We start from the raw sequence: 14,363 nt of genomic DNA, 5'->3' as shown, positions 1-14,363 counted from the left end.
AGGTGGATCAGCCGGGGCTCTCGGCGCCCGGCGCGGGACCGGCGTATTCAAGGGGGTCTGTGCGATCTGGCATGAAGTTAGCCGACCGCGGATCGCCGCCAATCCACCGTTCAGACGATTAATCCGCCTTAAATATATTTAAGTCGCGATGCCTTGCCTTGGTCAAGTAAATTCAAGAAAGTCCGCCGCACGCTGCCATCGCCCCCTTTGCGACGCACGGGCATGACCTCGTCGACAGGCACGAGCGCACACGACGGAACGACACCCACGAGCGACGGCCGCCGTCCCTGCGGACGACGGCGTGGACACCCCGCCACCAGTTCGCCCGCGGGTGGAGCCGACCCGAAATGATCACGGCATGCACCCGGCGCTATACTCACAGTTAGCGTCGGGCCCTCCCGGCGTGACCCGGACGTGACTTTTGACGGGTGAGTCAACCGGGCCATTGCTTCCCGCGTATACCCATGTAGATTCCCGCTCACCGCGACGGCCATTCGGGTGACTGGTCGCGGCTCGCGCGCCGCACGCGAAACGGAGGCAGGATGCAGGCGAACGCCCAGACCGCCCAGGTCGACGACCTGACACTCATCGCGCTGCCCACCGCGGTGAACTGCGCGGATCTGTTCGTGCGCTTCACACTTGGTGAGTGGCGGCTCAGGAACATGACCGCGGAGTGCTCGGCCGTCGCCTGCGCGCTGGTCGAAGCCGCTGTCGAGTCAGCAGACCCCAAGACGTCGCGGCTGATCACGCTGCGCCTCAGGCTGACCGGCGAGTACCTCGTCGTCGAGCTCGAGGCGGCGCGGTTCACCATGCCGCCGACCGCGCCCGACCTGCGCACCGGCGAACTGCAGCTCGCCGGCGGCGTCAAGCTGATCTGGTGCGAGCTCCCGCTGCCGACGGGCGTGAACGCCACGGCGGTGCCTCTTCCCCGGCGGGAGAAGCGCCGTTCCCCCGCCGCCGAGGCGCTGGGCGACGAGCCGGACGTCGATCCCGAGCTCATCCAGCGCATCCTGTTCGGCCTCGGCGGCTCGATGGGCGGCGGAGGCCCCCGCTGACCCCTCCGGGTTCCAGGAAGGCGCATCCACCGAGTGGGTGCGCCTTTGTCGTGAGCGCGCTCTCATGGATGCACGCTCGACCTGTTTGTTCCGGAACCCCTGAACAACTGGTTCACCACCGACCGGCTCGGCCGTTCACGGGCCGGTTTTCCATCACCCGAACAAATGTTGCTCTGGTTGGCGGACAGTTCGCCATCAGCCTTTCCGAGGCGGTTTCGTGCCACGCCGACCGAACTGTCCCCGCACATTCGGAAACGTGTGTCCCGCGATGACCAGCACGCCGGCCACGGCCGGACCGGCCCTGTCACCACGGGTCCGGGTGCCGCACCGGCACGGCGAGGCCGGAGCCCAGGAGGCATGGGCTCCGGCCTCGCCGCTTCCCGGCGAACTCAGATGTTCTGGTTCGCGAAACCCTTCGTCGCGATCTTCGACAGCATCCCCTGCCACACCGACGAGCTGGTGTGCGGGTCGCCGGTCACGCCCAGCGCCGACTTGAGGCCGTTGAACGCGCTCGTCGTCGCGGGCCCCCAGATGCCGTCGATGGCGAGGCCGGACGCGCGGAAGTTGTTGCAGACGGCCTGCACGAACTTGGTGTCGGACTCGGAGTCCTTGACCGCGCGGACCGGCATGCCGCCGAAGTCGGCGTGGATGTGGTCGGCGTGGTCGGCGTTGTACCAGCCGTCGAGCACGTAGCGGAACCGGCGGCGGCACACGGCTTCCGTCGCGAGGTAGCGCTTGCGGACCGAGGCGGTGCCGGACGCGTGGGCCTGGTCGAGCGGCGAGATGGTGTTGCCGCCGGACCAGCGCACGTGGTCGAGGTCCATCGCGGTGCCTGCGCCGTGCTGGCCCGCCTTGTTGACGTAGAAGCCCGCGGAGACGATGTAGCTGATCGAGCCGTAGCTCGACGAGAGCGAGCGCAGGTCGCGGATCCAGGCGACCAGCGCGTTGTAGAACGCGTCGGTGGCCTGCCAGTTGCGCGCGGTCGTGTTGCCGCGGTTGGAACGCCAGTAGTAGACGGGCGTGCCGTCGATCTTCTGGAACGTCATCATCGCGAGAGCGCCGACCTCGGGCGTGAACTCGGACTCGCGGTGCTGGTCGTTGGTCTCGGGGGCGGCGCTCGCCAGGCCCGGAGCGATGGTGGACAGGCCGGCGAGACCGGCGACCGCCGCCGCACCCGTGACGAAGCCGCGTCTGGTGACGTTGTTCTCGAACACCCCAGTACTCCCTCTGCGTCCAAGCCGGCGGGGGCAGGGGGAAGGACCTGTCTCACCAACCGGCCCGAGGGAGTCTAGGGATCGCCTCCGCGCCGCGGAATCGCGTCTGACCTGCGGTTTTCCTCAGCCTTTACCGCACGTCGCCGAGCACGCGGATCAAGCTCTTCTCGGTCTCGCTGCCCAGTTTCTCGAGCGCGATCTTCGCGACCGGGGCGCCGATCTTCGCCACTCCGGTGAACTCCAGGTGCGCGTGGTAGGCGATCCTGGTGGTGCCGGGGGTGGCGCCGGCCGTGATCGTGATGTCGTCGGTGGCGGTGGCCGTGTCGTTGCGCCCGACGAACTGCAGGCCGTTCGGCTCGTCGCGGGTCAGCTCGTAGACCAGCTCCGTCTTGCGGCCGAGGAACGTCGAGACGTTGCGCCAGCGCGCGCCGACCTCGACCGGGCCGTCGTCGAGGCGCGTGCACGACACGGTGCCCGGATCCCACTGCTCGGCGCGGGCGAAGTCGCGCAGGTACTCGACCACTCCCTCGGGCGAGGACGCGACCGTGAACGTGCGCTCGACGTCCACACCGGACGTCGAGGGCGCGTTGAACGCCTGCGGCGCGTGGCGCAGCCGGTACTGGTCGACGAGCTCCGCCTGGCTCGCGGCCCGCGCCGACAGCCGCTCCAGGCGGTCGTCGTCGAAGCTCTTCAGCTTGCGCAGCGTCCGCCACAGAGCGGTCTTGCCCTCGATGCCGATCCGCAGGCCCTCCAGCTCGAGGACGTCGCTGAGCGGTGAGCGGCCGAGCACCTTGCCGTTGAGCTTGAGCCTGCCGGCCTTCTCGCTCAGCCAGCCGATCGCCGCCTTGTGCGGGCGCGACTCGACGCCGACCTCGCGCATGAAGTCGAGCAGCTCCTCGCGGTCGGCCTCGATGTCGTCGGCGAGCACGCGCAGCTCGGGGTGGGTGCGGCTGACGCGGCGGCCGAGCTCGGTGCCCGCCGTCATCGCGGCCAGGTGGTCGTTGAGGTAGATGCCCAGCAGCTGCGTGTTCACGCCGGTCGGTTACCCCTGGCCAAACCTGCCTCAGGTGCGTTCCACGGCCTTCATCGGCTCGAGGATGATCGGCTGCGCGCGGCGGCCGGTGAGCAGGTTCCAGCCCCACTGCGCGAGCACAGCGGCCCGGTTGCGCCACCCGACGAGGAACGCGATGTGCACGCCCGCCCACGCCGCCTTGCCGATCAGACCCTTGAGCCGCACCTTCTTGATGTCCGCGACGGCGTCACCGGGCGAAATCGTGGCCATCGTGCCGAGGTCGAGGTAGCGGAACGGCTTGTGCCGGCGTCCCTGCAGCCGCGCCTTGATCACGCGGGCGACGTGGTGGCCCTCCTGCAGCGCGGGCTCGGCGATGCCGGGCAGGTCGTTCAGGTTGACCATGTCGCCGATCGCGAAGATCTCGTCCGTGACGGAGCAGTCGACGGGGTTGACCTTGATGCGGCCCCGGCGGTCGACCTCGGCCCCGGTCGCCTCGGCGAGCTTGCGCGCGAGCGGCGAGGCCTGCACGCCGGCCGCCCAGATGATCGTCCGCGCCTCGACCCGGTCGCCGTCCTTGGTCGTGAGGCCCCGGTCGTCGATGGACGCGACCATGGCGCCGGTCATGACCGTCACGCCCATGCGCTCCAGCTTCAGCCGGGCGTGGTCGCGCAGCGGCGGGGAGAACGGCGGCAACACGTGCGGCACGGCGTCCATCAGCGTGATCCGGATGTCGCGCGGGTCGATCCCGCGGAACTGGCCCTTCAACGCCCGGCGCGCGAGGTCCGCGAGCTGGCCCGCCAGCTCGACGCCGGTCGGTCCGGCACCGACGACCGCGAAAGACAGCCACTGCTTCGGGTCGTCCGCCGACACCGCCGTCTCGAACGCGCGGAGCAGCTTCGAGCGCAGGTCGACGGCCTGTTCGAGGGTCTTCATGGGCGGCGCGGACTCGGCCCACTCGTCGTGGCCGAAGTAGCTGTCCTGCGAGCCCGCGGCCACGACCAGCGTGTCGTACTCGACGGTGCTCGACCGCCCGTCGGGCAGGTCGACGTGGACGCGCCGCGCGGCGGTGTCGAAGCCGGTCACCTCGCCCAGCAGGACGTGGGCGTTGCGCTGCTTGCGCAGGATCGCGCGGAACGCCGGGGCGATGTCGCCCGCGGGCAGCAGGGCGGTCGCCACCTGGTAGAGCAGCGGCTGGAACAGGTGGTGGTTCGTGCGGTCGATCAGCGTGACCTCGGCGTCCGCGCGCTTCAGCCCGCGCACGACGCCCAGCCCACCGAACCCGCCTCCGACAACGACTACGCGGTGCTTGCTCATGGGGGTCGCATACCCGCTTCCGGGGCGAGGTATCCGGACGACGCCGCATAGGGCTCCTCCATCCGGGTACCACCTGCTCATGACCACCACCGCTGACCAGTCGCTCTGGCTCGCCGCGCTCTCGCCGGAGACCCGTCCGCCGCTGACCGGCGAGCACGCCTTCGACGTCGCCGTGGTCGGCGGCGGCATCACCGGCCTCACCACCGCGCTGCTGCTCAAGCGGCGCGGCCTGAGCGTCGCCGTGCTGGAGGCGGGCCGGGTGGCGTCGGGGGTGTCCGGCAACAACACCGCCAAGGTGACCGCCCTGCAGTCCACTGTGTACTCGCAGATCCGCTCCAGGCACGGCCTCGCCGCCGCGACCGACTACGCCACCGCCTCGCTCGCCGCCGTCGCCCAGGTCGCGGAGCTGGCCAGGGACATCGACTGCGACCTGCGCCGCTCACCCGCCGTGACCTACGCCTACACCGAGTCCGAGATGCGCGACGTCGACCACGAGCTGATCGCCGCACGCCAGGTGGGCCTGCCGGTGCGCGGCACCACGGACGTCGACCTGCCGTTCGAGGTGCACGCGGCGGTGCGGCTGGACGACCAGCTCAAGCTGCACCCGGTGAAGTACCTGCAGGGCCTCGCCGAGGAGGTCGACGGCGACGGGAGCCGGATCTTCGAACACAGCCGCGTGCTCGACGTCAGCGGCAACCGCGTCTGCACGGCGGACGGCGCCGTCACCGCGGACAAGATCGTGATCGCGACGCACTACCCGACGCTCGACCGCGGCCTCTACTTCGCCCGCATGGAGCTCACCCGCGCCTACTGCATCGCGGCCCGCGTGAGCAGCCCCCCGGAGGCGCTCGCGATCAGCACGGGCAGCCCGTCCTGGTCGATCTCCGCGCACGAGGACAAGGTGATCATCGCGGGCCAGAGCCACTCGACCGGCAAGCCCGTGGTGGAGCCGTTCCGGCGGCTCGAGGACTTCGCCCGCGAGCACTGGCAGGTGCAGGAGATCACGCACCGCTGGTCGGCGCAGGACCCGACGGCCTACGACCACCTGCCGATGATCGGCAGCTACACGCCCGGCAACACCACGCTGTTCACCGCGACCGGCTACATGAAGTGGGGCCTGACCAGCGGCACGTTCGCGGCGACCCTGCTGGCGGACCTCGTGACGGACAAGCCGAACGAGCTGGCCGAGCGCTTCAGCCCGCACCGGCTGTCGCTCAAGTCGCTGCCGACCCTCGTGAGGAAGAACGCCGAGGTCGCGGCGGAGATGATCGGCGACAGGGTCACCCCCGCCGACGCCACCTCGAGCGAGGACCTGCCGCCCGGCCACGCCCACGTGGTCCGCGACGGCCTGGGCAAGATGGGCGTCTACCGCGACGACGACGGCAAGCTGCACGGCGTGTCGATGCGCTGCACCCACCTCGGCTGCCTGGTGCGGTTCAACGCCGCCGAACGCAGCTGGGACTGCCCGTGCCACGGCTCGCGGTTCGACGTCGACGGTTCCGTGCTGGAGGGACCGGCGACCCGGCCCCTCCCGAAGCGCGACCCGAGGTAGGCCGGCTCTTCGGCGCGGGCGTCGGCACGCCGTGAACGGCGGGCGGCTGACAACGTTGTCAGCCGCCCGCCGAAGGCTCAGCGGGTGCCGAAGTCCTGCGTCCAGTAGTGCCCGTAGGTGGTGCCCTGCCGGTACCTGTACCCGACGCCGATGTCCTTCAAGGCGCAGTTGAGGATGTTGGCGCGGTGCCCGGCGCTGTTCATCCACGACCGCACCACGTCGGCCGCGGTCTGCTGGCCCGCCGCGACGTTCTCGGCGGCCCTGGTCCAGCGGGTGTAGCCGGCCCGTTCGATCCTGACGACGACCGTGCTGCCGTCGGAACCGGTGTGACCCGTGAAGTTGCGGGCCGCCATGTCGTCGGAGTGGCGTTGTGCCGCGGTGCCCAGCGCCGCGTTCTGGCGCAGGGCCGGGCAGCCTGCCTTGGCCCGTTCGGCGTTCGTGCGGGCGATGACGTCCTCCTGCACGGTGGCTGCTGTGGCAGGGGGTGTCAGTACTGCGGCCGCGGTCGCGATCACGGCGGCCGTCAGGGAGGTGCGAAACATCGTTGTTCCTTTAGCGGCCGGGAAGGGCGGGAAGCTCAGACGATCTCCCAGGTCACGGAGATGATGCCGAGCGAGGTGTTGGCCAGCGAGGCGAACGCGGGCTGGCTGAGGTCGATCTTGTTGCTGGGGCAGCTGGGGCACTTGTCCTTGATGGGCACGGTGATCGTGCGGCCGTTGTGCGTCACGCGGATGGACTTGCGGCACAGCGGGTCGTTGTTCGGGTTGGGGCTCGTCCACAGCGCGGCGGGGGCGGCGACCAGCATCTCGGTGGCCGCGTTGATCTGCGTGCCGCAGGCGCCGTAGCCGGCGTCGTTGTAGTAGCTGGCGGTGCCGCTGACGGCGGAGGCGGTGCCGGTGAAGACGAACGACAGAACCGCGGCCGACGCGAGGGCGCCGAACACCTTGGACCTCATGGCTCTCCTTTCTGGTGCCTTCAGGCGACGGAGTGGAACGTGACGGTGAAACCGGTGCAGTCACCGCACTGGAACACGGTCTGGTTGCCCGGCTCGGTGTCCTGTTTGGACCAGGCGTAGGCCTTGGGGCAACGGGACTTGATGGTGGTGCTGTAGTCGGTCGGCGCGTCGCGGTTCGGGTTGACGCAGTTGACGCGCTGCCCGTTGGCGCCGTACTTGACGTACGCGGGGTTGCACAGCGGCAGCAGGTTCTCGGTGCACCCGGCGGTGCCGCACGACGTGGAACCCGGTGGTACGACCGCGTTGACCGGGGTGATCGTGACCGGTGCGGAGAACGCGTTGACGTAGCTGACGTTGTACCAGGGGGCCAGGCGGTCGCGGGAGTCGAAGTTGAACTCCGCGAGGCTGGCCGGCTGGTCGCCGAGGACGCAGCGGTCGGCGTGGACGCCGCAGTCGCCCACGGCGCACCGGAAGTTCACGCCGGAGGTGCCGGTGCAGCCCTGCCGGGCGAAGAACTTGCCGCGCCAGTGACCGGGCGAGGCCGTCTCCGGGATCGTGATGGTCGCGGACTGGCCGTGGGCCAGCGTGGGCAGTCCGGTCAGGCCGCGCGAGCCGTCCGCGTTGACGGTGGCACCGATCCAGATCGTCTGGCCGGTCCTGTTGACGAAGGTGACCGTGTGGTCGATCGCCGCGTTCGCCACCGGTGCGCTGACACCGGCGAGCGCGAAGGTGAGGGCGAACAGCGCCGTGGCCCGGCGGCCGAGCAATCGCGTGAGCATCCGGGAGCTCCCTCCTGCGAGACCGGCGCGGGTGCGCCGGGTGTCGTCAGGGGTCCACGATCACCCGGCGCGGCCGTCCGGCGCTTCACGGTGGGTCCGCAAGGTTTCCGGGAGATGTGGGGCACCACCTGATGACCTGCAGCTCCCGGCGCCCCGAAAGCCCGAGCTTGCGGTACACCCTCGTCAGGTGGAGCTCGACGGTCCGCGTCGACAACGCGAGCTCCGACGCGATCCCCCTGTTGTTCAGGCCCGTGCGCGCCAGCCGGGCGACCTCGGCCTCGACGGGGGTCAGCACCGGTTCGGCGCCGAGCGACGCGGCCACGGCGTCCAGGGCCTCCTCAGCACGTCGCACAAGAACGGCGTCAGGTGCCGTGGCACGGGCCTGTGCGTAAACCTCTCGTGCCGCCACCTGCTTGCCGTGCGCGACAAGGCGGTCCCCGTACTCGCACAGCACCTCCGCGAGCTCCGTCCTGGCGTGCGCCATTTCCAGCAGGCGCACGGACCGTTCCCAGGTCATCAGGTCTTCGCCGCGGGGTGGGCTCGCCGCCGCGACCGCCGCGAGGCTCAGGCCGAGCGTCCTGGGCTCGCCCCACCGCGCCGCGGCCGTGTGCTCCTCCACCGCGAGGCGCAGGGCGTTCTCGGTGTCACCGCACGCCAGGGCGGCGCGCGAAGCCCGGTACCGCCACGGCACCACGGCCGGGTTGACGACCCCGGCCTCGGCCAGCGCCCGGCCGCACGCGAGAAAGCCCTCCAGGGCGTCGCGAGGGCGTCCTGAAGCCAGGGCCACCACCGCCTCGGCCTCGGTCAGCAGCGGATGGCCGGCCTCGCGGCCCCGCAGCACGGCTCGGGCGCCGCCGGGATCGCCGCGGACGACCAGCAGCTCCGCCGTCCACGCCAGCACGACGGGACGGATCTCCTCACCGCTGCGCCGCAACGACTCCAGCAGGGAAGAGCACCTCGCGAGGTCACCGGTGCGGCGGGCGACGCAGGCCCGCGCGAGCAACGCCTGCTCCGCCACCGGACCGGTGGGACTCGCCTCGACCAGGGCGAGGCTGTGCGCGTCGGCGGCGACCAGCTCACCGGCGCAGACCAGCGTCGCCAACGCCCGTGAGACGCACAACGCCGTCTCACGGCAGACAGCACGCGCCAGCGCCCGTTCGGCCGCCTCGACCGCGTCCGCCCAGTGCTCCCCCGCCGCGAGCAGCCCGGCGGCGACGGCCGCGGAGCACTCGTGGCCCGGATCAGCCGACCAGTCCACGACGGGCCCGCTCACGCCGTCGGGACGAACGCCCGGCGCAGCCCCGGCCTTCCCGCGACCCCCATCTTGCGGTAGACGGCGGTGAGGTGGAACTCGACGGTGCGCACCGTCAGGTCCAGCTCGGCGGCGATCTCGCGGTTCGACCGGCCCGCCCTGGCCAGCAGGGCGACCCTGCGTTCCTGACCGCTCAGCGCGGACTCGCCGTCCTGGCGCAGCAGCCGGTGCTCCAGCGCCTTCACCGCTTCTGTCCACTGAGGACAGGAAGCGGTCGCCTCGCGCAGGCACCGCGTGTGCTTCCTGGCACGCTCGACCTCGCCTCGGGCGAGCAGGAGCTGCGCCAGGTCGTGCCGCGCCCGCAACGCCTCTCCCGCCGTCGAGGACCGCCCCAGGTACGTGATCGCCTCTTCGAGCAGCACGTCGTCACCGCCCCGCGCCAGCGCGGAGGCGTGCAGGCCGAGCCCGATCGCCCGCGGCCCGCCCCACCGCCGCGCCGCGACCAGGTCCTTGTCGGCGCAGATCCGAGCGAGCACGAGGTCTCCGGAGCCGGCGGCGGCCAGCGCGGCCGAGGACCTCCAGGGCAGCACCGCCGGGTTGACGACACCCCGGGACTCGAGCAGACGCCCGCATTCGAGGAACTCGTCCAACGCCGGCGCGTGCCGCTCCTCGGCCAGCAGCAGCCGTCCGCGCGCGAAGTGCAGCTCGGCGTCGTCCGGGTGCCCGGCCGGTGCGCCGGCCAGGCGCTCGGCCTCCAGCACGGCACGCGCCCTGCCGGGATCACCGGCCTCGGTCAGCGCCAGGACGAGCCACGCCACCGCGACGACCCGCAGCCGGGCGTCGCCGGTGGGAGCGCTTTCCACCAGCCGGACCGCCGCACGGGGATCGCCGCGCCGCAGCAGGATCCGGCCACCGAGCAACGCGTGGACGTCACCGCGCACGCCGGTGGCGCTCGCCCAGTGCCGGTGCGCCTGACCGATCTCGTCCGCGTGGGTCAGGACCAGCAGCGCCTGCCAGAAGGTACCGGCGTCCAGCGGTTCCTCCGAGTCCAGCACCCGCAGCGCGGCCCCGGTGGCGCCGGCCCGGCCGGTACCGCGGTTGGCCGCCTGCACGGCTCGGAACGCGAGCGCCCGCCCGGCTCCGGGTCTCCGCTCGGCGAGGCGACCGGGCACGTAGATGAGAGCGCTCACATCGGGCTCGGCCGACGCCGCCCCCGAGTCGAGTGCGCGGGCCACGGCGGCCTCGACGAGCCGATCGGCCTCGGTCCAGCGTCCGTTGCGGATCAAGTCGGTTCGCGCGCGGCGAACCTCGTCGACCGTGTCGCAGTTCATCACTCCGGCGGTGTCCTTCCTGCTCGGATCACACCAGAATCACTGTCACCAATTGATACGCGGCGGCCGAGACCGTCTCATATGGACGATCACATGGTCTGGACCTTACCGAAGAACACACCGCGCGTGAACCGCGAGTTCGCGCCTTTTCACCGCTGGGCGAACCGGGCCGGGAAGAGCATTCGAGGGATGTCCGGGCCAAGATCCTACTGAGCGAACAACGCGGCGCAGTGGTCGGCGAACGCTTGCGCGCGGCGCGTCAACGGCCCGTTCGCCCAGCCCAGCACCACGGGCGTCGTGGGCACCTCGTCGCGCAACGGCACGGCGACCACCTCCAGCCCCTCGTACGACCGGCCCAGCGCGGGCTGCTGCACGGTGATCGAGTAACCGATCCCCCGCGCCACCAGCGACCGCGCGAGCTCGAAGCCGCGCGCCCGGTGCGTCACGACCATCTCCACCCCGGCTGCCGCGAACACCGAGCGGAAGTAGCGCTCGCTCGGCGGAACGTCGAGCAGCACGAACGGATCCTCGGCCAGCTCTCGCAGCGCCACCGCACGACGGCGGCGCAGCCGGTGGTCCGCGGGCAGGAGCACCTTCGGGGGCTGGTCGTACAGCGTCCGGGTCGTGATGCCCGGCACCAGGTCCTGGTCGTAGAGGAACGCGATCTCGCACCGCCCGGACACCACGTCCTCCCCGATCTCCGGCAGGCTCCCCTCGACGAACCGGACCGACACCTCCGGGTGCGCGCGCTCGAACGTGGCGATCGAGGCGGGCAGGTGGAACGGCGCGATCGGCGTGTAGCAGCCGACCGTGAGCACGCCGCTGATCTTCTGGCTGAGCCCGCGCGCCTCGACGCCGAGGTCACCCATCGCACCGACCACGCGGCGGGCGTCCGCGAGCACCCGCGCGCCCGCCGCCGTCAGTGCGGCACCGCGCCGGGGTGACCGGATGACGAGCCGCAGGTCGAGCGCGCGTTCCAGTTCGCTCAACGCCAGCGAGATCGCACCTTGCGTGACGTGGCACCGGGCGGCGGCGCCGGTCATCGACCCCGTTTCCGCCACCGCGATCAGGTATTCCAGCTGCCGCACCGTCACGTTCGGCAAATTCATGAGCGGAGCTTATAGCTGGGTTCAGGAACTTGAGCTGGCCAAAACAGTCGCACTACCGGCACTGTCCCAGTCGTGACCCGACCGCACCGCCACCCGTTCCGCCCGTACACCCCGCCGCGAGTGCCGATCGGCGAAGGACTCGGCCGCGGCCGCGCGTTCCTCCGCCTGCTGGACGAACGGCGGTCCGTGCGCTGGTTCTCGCCCGACCCCGTGCCGGCGGAAGCGGTCGAACTCGCCGTGCGAGCCGCGAACACCGCCCCGAGCGGAGCGCACCAGCAGCCGTGGCGGTTCGTCGCCACGCGGGACCCCGGCCTCAAGCACCGCATCCGTTCGGCGGCCGAGGAGGAAGAACGCCGCTTCTACCACAAGCGCGAGATCCCCGACTGGCACGCGGCCCTGGCCCGCCTGGAGACCGACGCGACCAAGGAGTTCCTCGAAGTCGCCCCGTGGCTGGTGGTCGCGTTCGCGCAGAAGCAGCAGGACGGCAAGAAGACCTACTACACGAACGAAAGCGTCGGCATCGCCTGCGGCTTCTTCATCGCCGCGCTGCACACCATGGGCCTGGCGACGCTGACGCACACACCGAACCCGATGACGTTCCTCAGCGACCTGCTGGGCCGGGAGGGCGAGCGGCCGTACATCCTCTTCCCGGTCGGCTACCCGGCCGACGACTGCGAGGTCCCGGACCTGCGCCGCAAACCGCTCGGCGAGGCGCTCACGTTCGCGGGCGGGCTTGCCTGATCATCCCGCCGGCGAGGAGCATCGGGTGCGTGGACGAACTGCGAGCGTTGCTCGCCAAGCACGCCAGGCCCGACCTGACCACGTCGATCCCGGACGTGCTGGTCTCGAAGACCGCGGTCGCCGGGCCGCCCGCGCCGTCGATGACCGGCACGATCCTCGCGTTCATCGCTCAAGGCCGCAAACGCATCGTGTCGGGCGACCGCGTCTACGACTACCGGGCCGGTCAGTACCTGGTCGCCTCGGTCGACCTGCCGATCACCGGCGGCTACGTGGACATCAGCCCGTCGGAACCCGCGCTCGGCCTCGGTCTGGTCCTGCGGCCCGGCGAGGTCGCCCACCTCCTGCTGTCCCAGGACCTCCCGGCACCCACCGGCACCCCGGAGGGCCTGGCCGTCAGCGACGCGAGCCCCGAGCTCCTCGACGCCGTGACGAGGCTCGCGCGCCTGCTGGAGCAGCCCCGCGACGCGCGGGCGCTGGCCCCGCTCGTCAAGCAGGAGATCCTCTGGCGGGTGATGACCGGCGAGCAGGGCGCGGCGGTGCGCCAGCTCGGCTCGCAGGACAGCAGCCTCAGCCACATCTCCCGGGCCGTCACGTGGATCCGCGAGAACTTCGCCGAGTCGTTCCAGGTCGGGAACGTCGCGCGGATCGCGGGCATGAGCGAGTCGGCGTTCTACCGCAACTTCCAGGCCGTCACGGGCATGAGCCCGATCCAGTTCCAGAAGCAGATCCGCTTGCAGGAGGCCAGGTTGCTGCTGGCGACGAACCGGGACGTGACGAGCGTGAGCCACCGCGTCGGCTACGACAGCCCGTCGCAGTTCAGCCGCGAGTACCGCCGCCGGTTCGGCACGCCGCCGAGCCGCGACGCCCGCCTCAGGCCGCAGCCCGCTCCCTGACGTCCAGGTAGACCGCGCGGACCTCCAGCGTCCGCTCGACCTTCTCGAGCACCGGGGCGAAGAACTGGCGCCGGTGCTCGGCGTCGCTCATCGAGATCACCGAGAAGTACATGCTGCCGAACGCCGCGAACAGCGTGGCGTTGCGCAGCATCGCCTGCGGCACCCCGAGCCACGAGAGGGCGGGCGGCGACCCGATCCACTGCTCGGCGATCTCCGGCGTGACGACGATCAGCCCCAGCAGCACGAAGAACGCGAACAGCGCGAGCCCGACGACGGCGGCCTGCACGAGCTGGCGGATCGCGAGCATCACCAGCAGGTTGCGCAGCTGCCGGCCGGTCAACCGCCTGGGCGGCAGCGGTGCGGCGATGTCGACGCCGGACAGCGGCGTGCCCTCGCAGGCGACCCGCAGGACCTCCGGCCGCAGGTCCTGCTCCACCCGGCCGATCTCGTCGCGCAGCCGGGCCGCGGCCGCCAGCACGGTGATCGCGGCGAACAGCAGCACGACGAGGCTGACGCGGGGCCAGCGCAGCTGGTTCATCGCCTGCCACAGCTCACCGGTGAAGAACAGGAACAGCGTCACGAACAGCATCGGCGGCAACGCCCGCCCGAGCAGGTGCACGCTGTTGCGCAGGTCGGCGATCACGTGCCGGATCGCGGCTTTGAGCAACGCCCCGAGCCCGTAGGTGGTGGCGAGCATCGTCGCCACGAACGCGAACCCGAACACGACGACGAACCACACCAGCGCGACCCACACCGAGTCGGTCCCGCGGTCGCCGTCCGGCGCGGTGAACTTGATGTCGATCGCGGACTGCACCAGCGGCGTGACCACCGGGATCACCGCGTACGCGACCAGCACCAGCACCGTCGTGCGCGGCGAGAAGCTCGGCATCCGCCGCACGAACAGCGACAGCAGGACCCACGCCGACACCGTCGTCGCGACGATCAGCCCGAGCAGCAGCCACCGCGACAGCCCGGAGGACTGCTGCAGCACCAGCCACGCGAGGCTGCCGACGGCGACGAACGTCAGCGCGGGCGTCATCCGCGGCAGCACGTGCGACCGGAAGCCGTAGCCCTCGATCATGGTCGGCGCGCCCTGCCGCACGAACCACTGCTCGGTCCGCCGCAGCAGGACGTCCTCCGAAACCATGCCGGAGAT

The 14,363-nt window shown here is 71.1% G+C and carries 14 protein-coding genes; 4 read left to right on the top strand and 10 right to left on the bottom strand.

Annotation, left to right across the window (positions count from 1 at the left end; translation table 11 throughout):
- Positions 1-542: 542 nt before the first annotated feature.
- Positions 543-1,055: an ATP-binding protein gene (locus tag V1227_RS00915; RefSeq protein ID WP_329790479.1), complete on the top strand. Its 513-nt coding sequence runs from the start codon at positions 543-545 to the stop codon at positions 1,053-1,055.
- A 389-nt stretch (positions 1,056-1,444) separates the two neighbouring features.
- Here V1227_RS00915 and V1227_RS00910 read toward each other — a convergent pair whose 3' ends face one another.
- From V1227_RS00910 to V1227_RS00900, 3 genes are all read right to left on the bottom strand, one after another.
- Positions 1,445-2,269: an extensin family protein gene (locus tag V1227_RS00910; RefSeq protein WP_090103641.1), complete on the bottom strand. Its 825-nt coding sequence runs from the start codon at positions 2,267-2,269 to the stop codon at positions 1,445-1,447.
- Positions 2,270-2,399: 130 nt separating this feature from the next.
- Entirely contained in the window at positions 2,400-3,302 is a 903-nt protein-coding gene (locus V1227_RS00905) for an SRPBCC family protein (RefSeq protein ID WP_329790478.1), read from the bottom strand.
- Between the two features lie 30 nt (positions 3,303-3,332).
- Entirely contained in the window at positions 3,333-4,595 is a 1,263-nt protein-coding gene (locus tag V1227_RS00900; RefSeq protein ID WP_329790477.1) for an NAD(P)/FAD-dependent oxidoreductase, read from the bottom strand.
- A 79-nt stretch (positions 4,596-4,674) separates the two neighbouring features.
- Here V1227_RS00900 and V1227_RS00895 point away from each other — a divergent pair, with 79 nt between their 5' ends.
- On the top strand, positions 4,675-6,147 hold the full coding sequence (locus V1227_RS00895; protein WP_329790476.1) for an FAD-dependent oxidoreductase: 1,473 nt from the start codon (positions 4,675-4,677) through the stop codon (positions 6,145-6,147).
- A gap of 77 nt (positions 6,148-6,224) precedes the next feature.
- Here V1227_RS00895 and V1227_RS00890 read toward each other — a convergent pair whose 3' ends face one another.
- The 6 genes from V1227_RS00890 to V1227_RS00865 all read right to left on the bottom strand — a co-directional run bounded on the left by V1227_RS00890 (position 6,225) and on the right by V1227_RS00865 (position 11,573).
- Positions 6,225-6,689 carry a CAP domain-containing protein gene (locus tag V1227_RS00890; RefSeq protein ID WP_329790475.1) on the bottom strand — a complete coding sequence of 155 codons (465 nt, stop codon included), beginning with the start codon at positions 6,687-6,689 and terminating at the stop codon, positions 6,225-6,227.
- A gap of 35 nt (positions 6,690-6,724) precedes the next feature.
- Positions 6,725-7,102, bottom strand: a complete 378-nt coding sequence (locus tag V1227_RS00885; RefSeq protein ID WP_329790474.1) for a cysteine/serine endopeptidase inhibitor — start codon at positions 7,100-7,102, stop codon at positions 6,725-6,727.
- 20 nt (positions 7,103-7,122) lie between these two features.
- Positions 7,123-7,881 (bottom strand): thaumatin family protein, encoded by a 759-nt coding sequence (locus V1227_RS00880; RefSeq protein ID WP_329790473.1) that lies wholly within the window; start codon positions 7,879-7,881, stop codon positions 7,123-7,125.
- An 85-nt stretch (positions 7,882-7,966) separates the two neighbouring features.
- On the bottom strand, positions 7,967-9,154 hold the full coding sequence (locus V1227_RS00875; RefSeq protein ID WP_329790472.1) for a response regulator transcription factor: 1,188 nt from the start codon (positions 9,152-9,154) through the stop codon (positions 7,967-7,969).
- Positions 9,151-10,464 (bottom strand): LuxR C-terminal-related transcriptional regulator, encoded by a 1,314-nt coding sequence (locus V1227_RS00870; RefSeq protein ID WP_329790471.1) that lies wholly within the window; start codon positions 10,462-10,464, stop codon positions 9,151-9,153. The genes V1227_RS00875 and V1227_RS00870 overlap by 4 nt, the downstream gene beginning before the upstream one ends.
- A gap of 206 nt (positions 10,465-10,670) precedes the next feature.
- On the bottom strand, positions 10,671-11,573 hold the full coding sequence (locus V1227_RS00865; protein WP_329790470.1) for a LysR family transcriptional regulator: 903 nt from the start codon (positions 11,571-11,573) through the stop codon (positions 10,671-10,673).
- Positions 11,574-11,645: 72 nt separating this feature from the next.
- Here V1227_RS00865 and V1227_RS00860 point away from each other — a divergent pair, with 72 nt between their 5' ends.
- Positions 11,646-12,314, top strand: a complete 669-nt coding sequence (locus V1227_RS00860) for a nitroreductase family protein (protein ID WP_329790469.1) — start codon at positions 11,646-11,648, stop codon at positions 12,312-12,314.
- Between the two features lie 29 nt (positions 12,315-12,343).
- Entirely contained in the window at positions 12,344-13,207 is an 864-nt protein-coding gene (locus V1227_RS00855; RefSeq protein ID WP_329790468.1) for an AraC family transcriptional regulator, read from the top strand.
- Here V1227_RS00855 and V1227_RS00850 read toward each other — a convergent pair.
- Positions 13,185-14,354 carry a hypothetical protein gene (locus tag V1227_RS00850; protein WP_329790467.1) on the bottom strand — a complete coding sequence of 390 codons (1,170 nt, stop codon included), beginning with the start codon at positions 14,352-14,354 and terminating at the stop codon, positions 13,185-13,187. The genes V1227_RS00855 and V1227_RS00850 overlap by 23 nt on opposite strands.
- Between the last annotated feature and the right edge of the window lie 9 nt (positions 14,355-14,363).

It is taken from the genome of Lentzea sp. DG1S-22 (assembly GCF_036321065.1).
GTDB classification, from domain to species: domain Bacteria; phylum Actinomycetota; class Actinomycetes; order Mycobacteriales; family Pseudonocardiaceae; genus Lentzea; species Lentzea jiangxiensis.
The sequence above is the reverse complement of the archived record's forward strand: the minus strand, read 5'-3'. Positions and strand labels throughout refer to the sequence as shown.

Coding starts and splice junctions, on each gene's coding strand:
- V1227_RS00915 (WP_329790479.1), top strand. CDS start 543: ATGCAGGCGAACGCCCAGACCGCCCAGGTCGACGACCTGACACTCATC.
- V1227_RS00900 (WP_329790477.1), bottom strand. CDS start 4,595: ATGAGCAAGCACCGCGTAGTCGTTGTCGGAGGCGGGTTCGGTGGGCTG.
- V1227_RS00895 (WP_329790476.1), top strand. CDS start 4,675: ATGACCACCACCGCTGACCAGTCGCTCTGGCTCGCCGCGCTCTCGCCG.
- V1227_RS00890 (WP_329790475.1), bottom strand. CDS start 6,689: ATGTTTCGCACCTCCCTGACGGCCGCCGTGATCGCGACCGCGGCCGCA.
- V1227_RS00885 (WP_329790474.1), bottom strand. CDS start 7,102: ATGAGGTCCAAGGTGTTCGGCGCCCTCGCGTCGGCCGCGGTTCTGTCG.
- V1227_RS00880 (WP_329790473.1), bottom strand. CDS start 7,881: ATGCTCACGCGATTGCTCGGCCGCCGGGCCACGGCGCTGTTCGCCCTC.
- V1227_RS00870 (WP_329790471.1), bottom strand. CDS start 10,464: ATGAACTGCGACACGGTCGACGAGGTTCGCCGCGCGCGAACCGACTTG.
- V1227_RS00865 (WP_329790470.1), bottom strand. CDS start 11,573: ATGAATTTGCCGAACGTGACGGTGCGGCAGCTGGAATACCTGATCGCG.
- V1227_RS00850 (WP_329790467.1), bottom strand. CDS start 14,354: ATGGTTTCGGAGGACGTCCTGCTGCGGCGGACCGAGCAGTGGTTCGTG.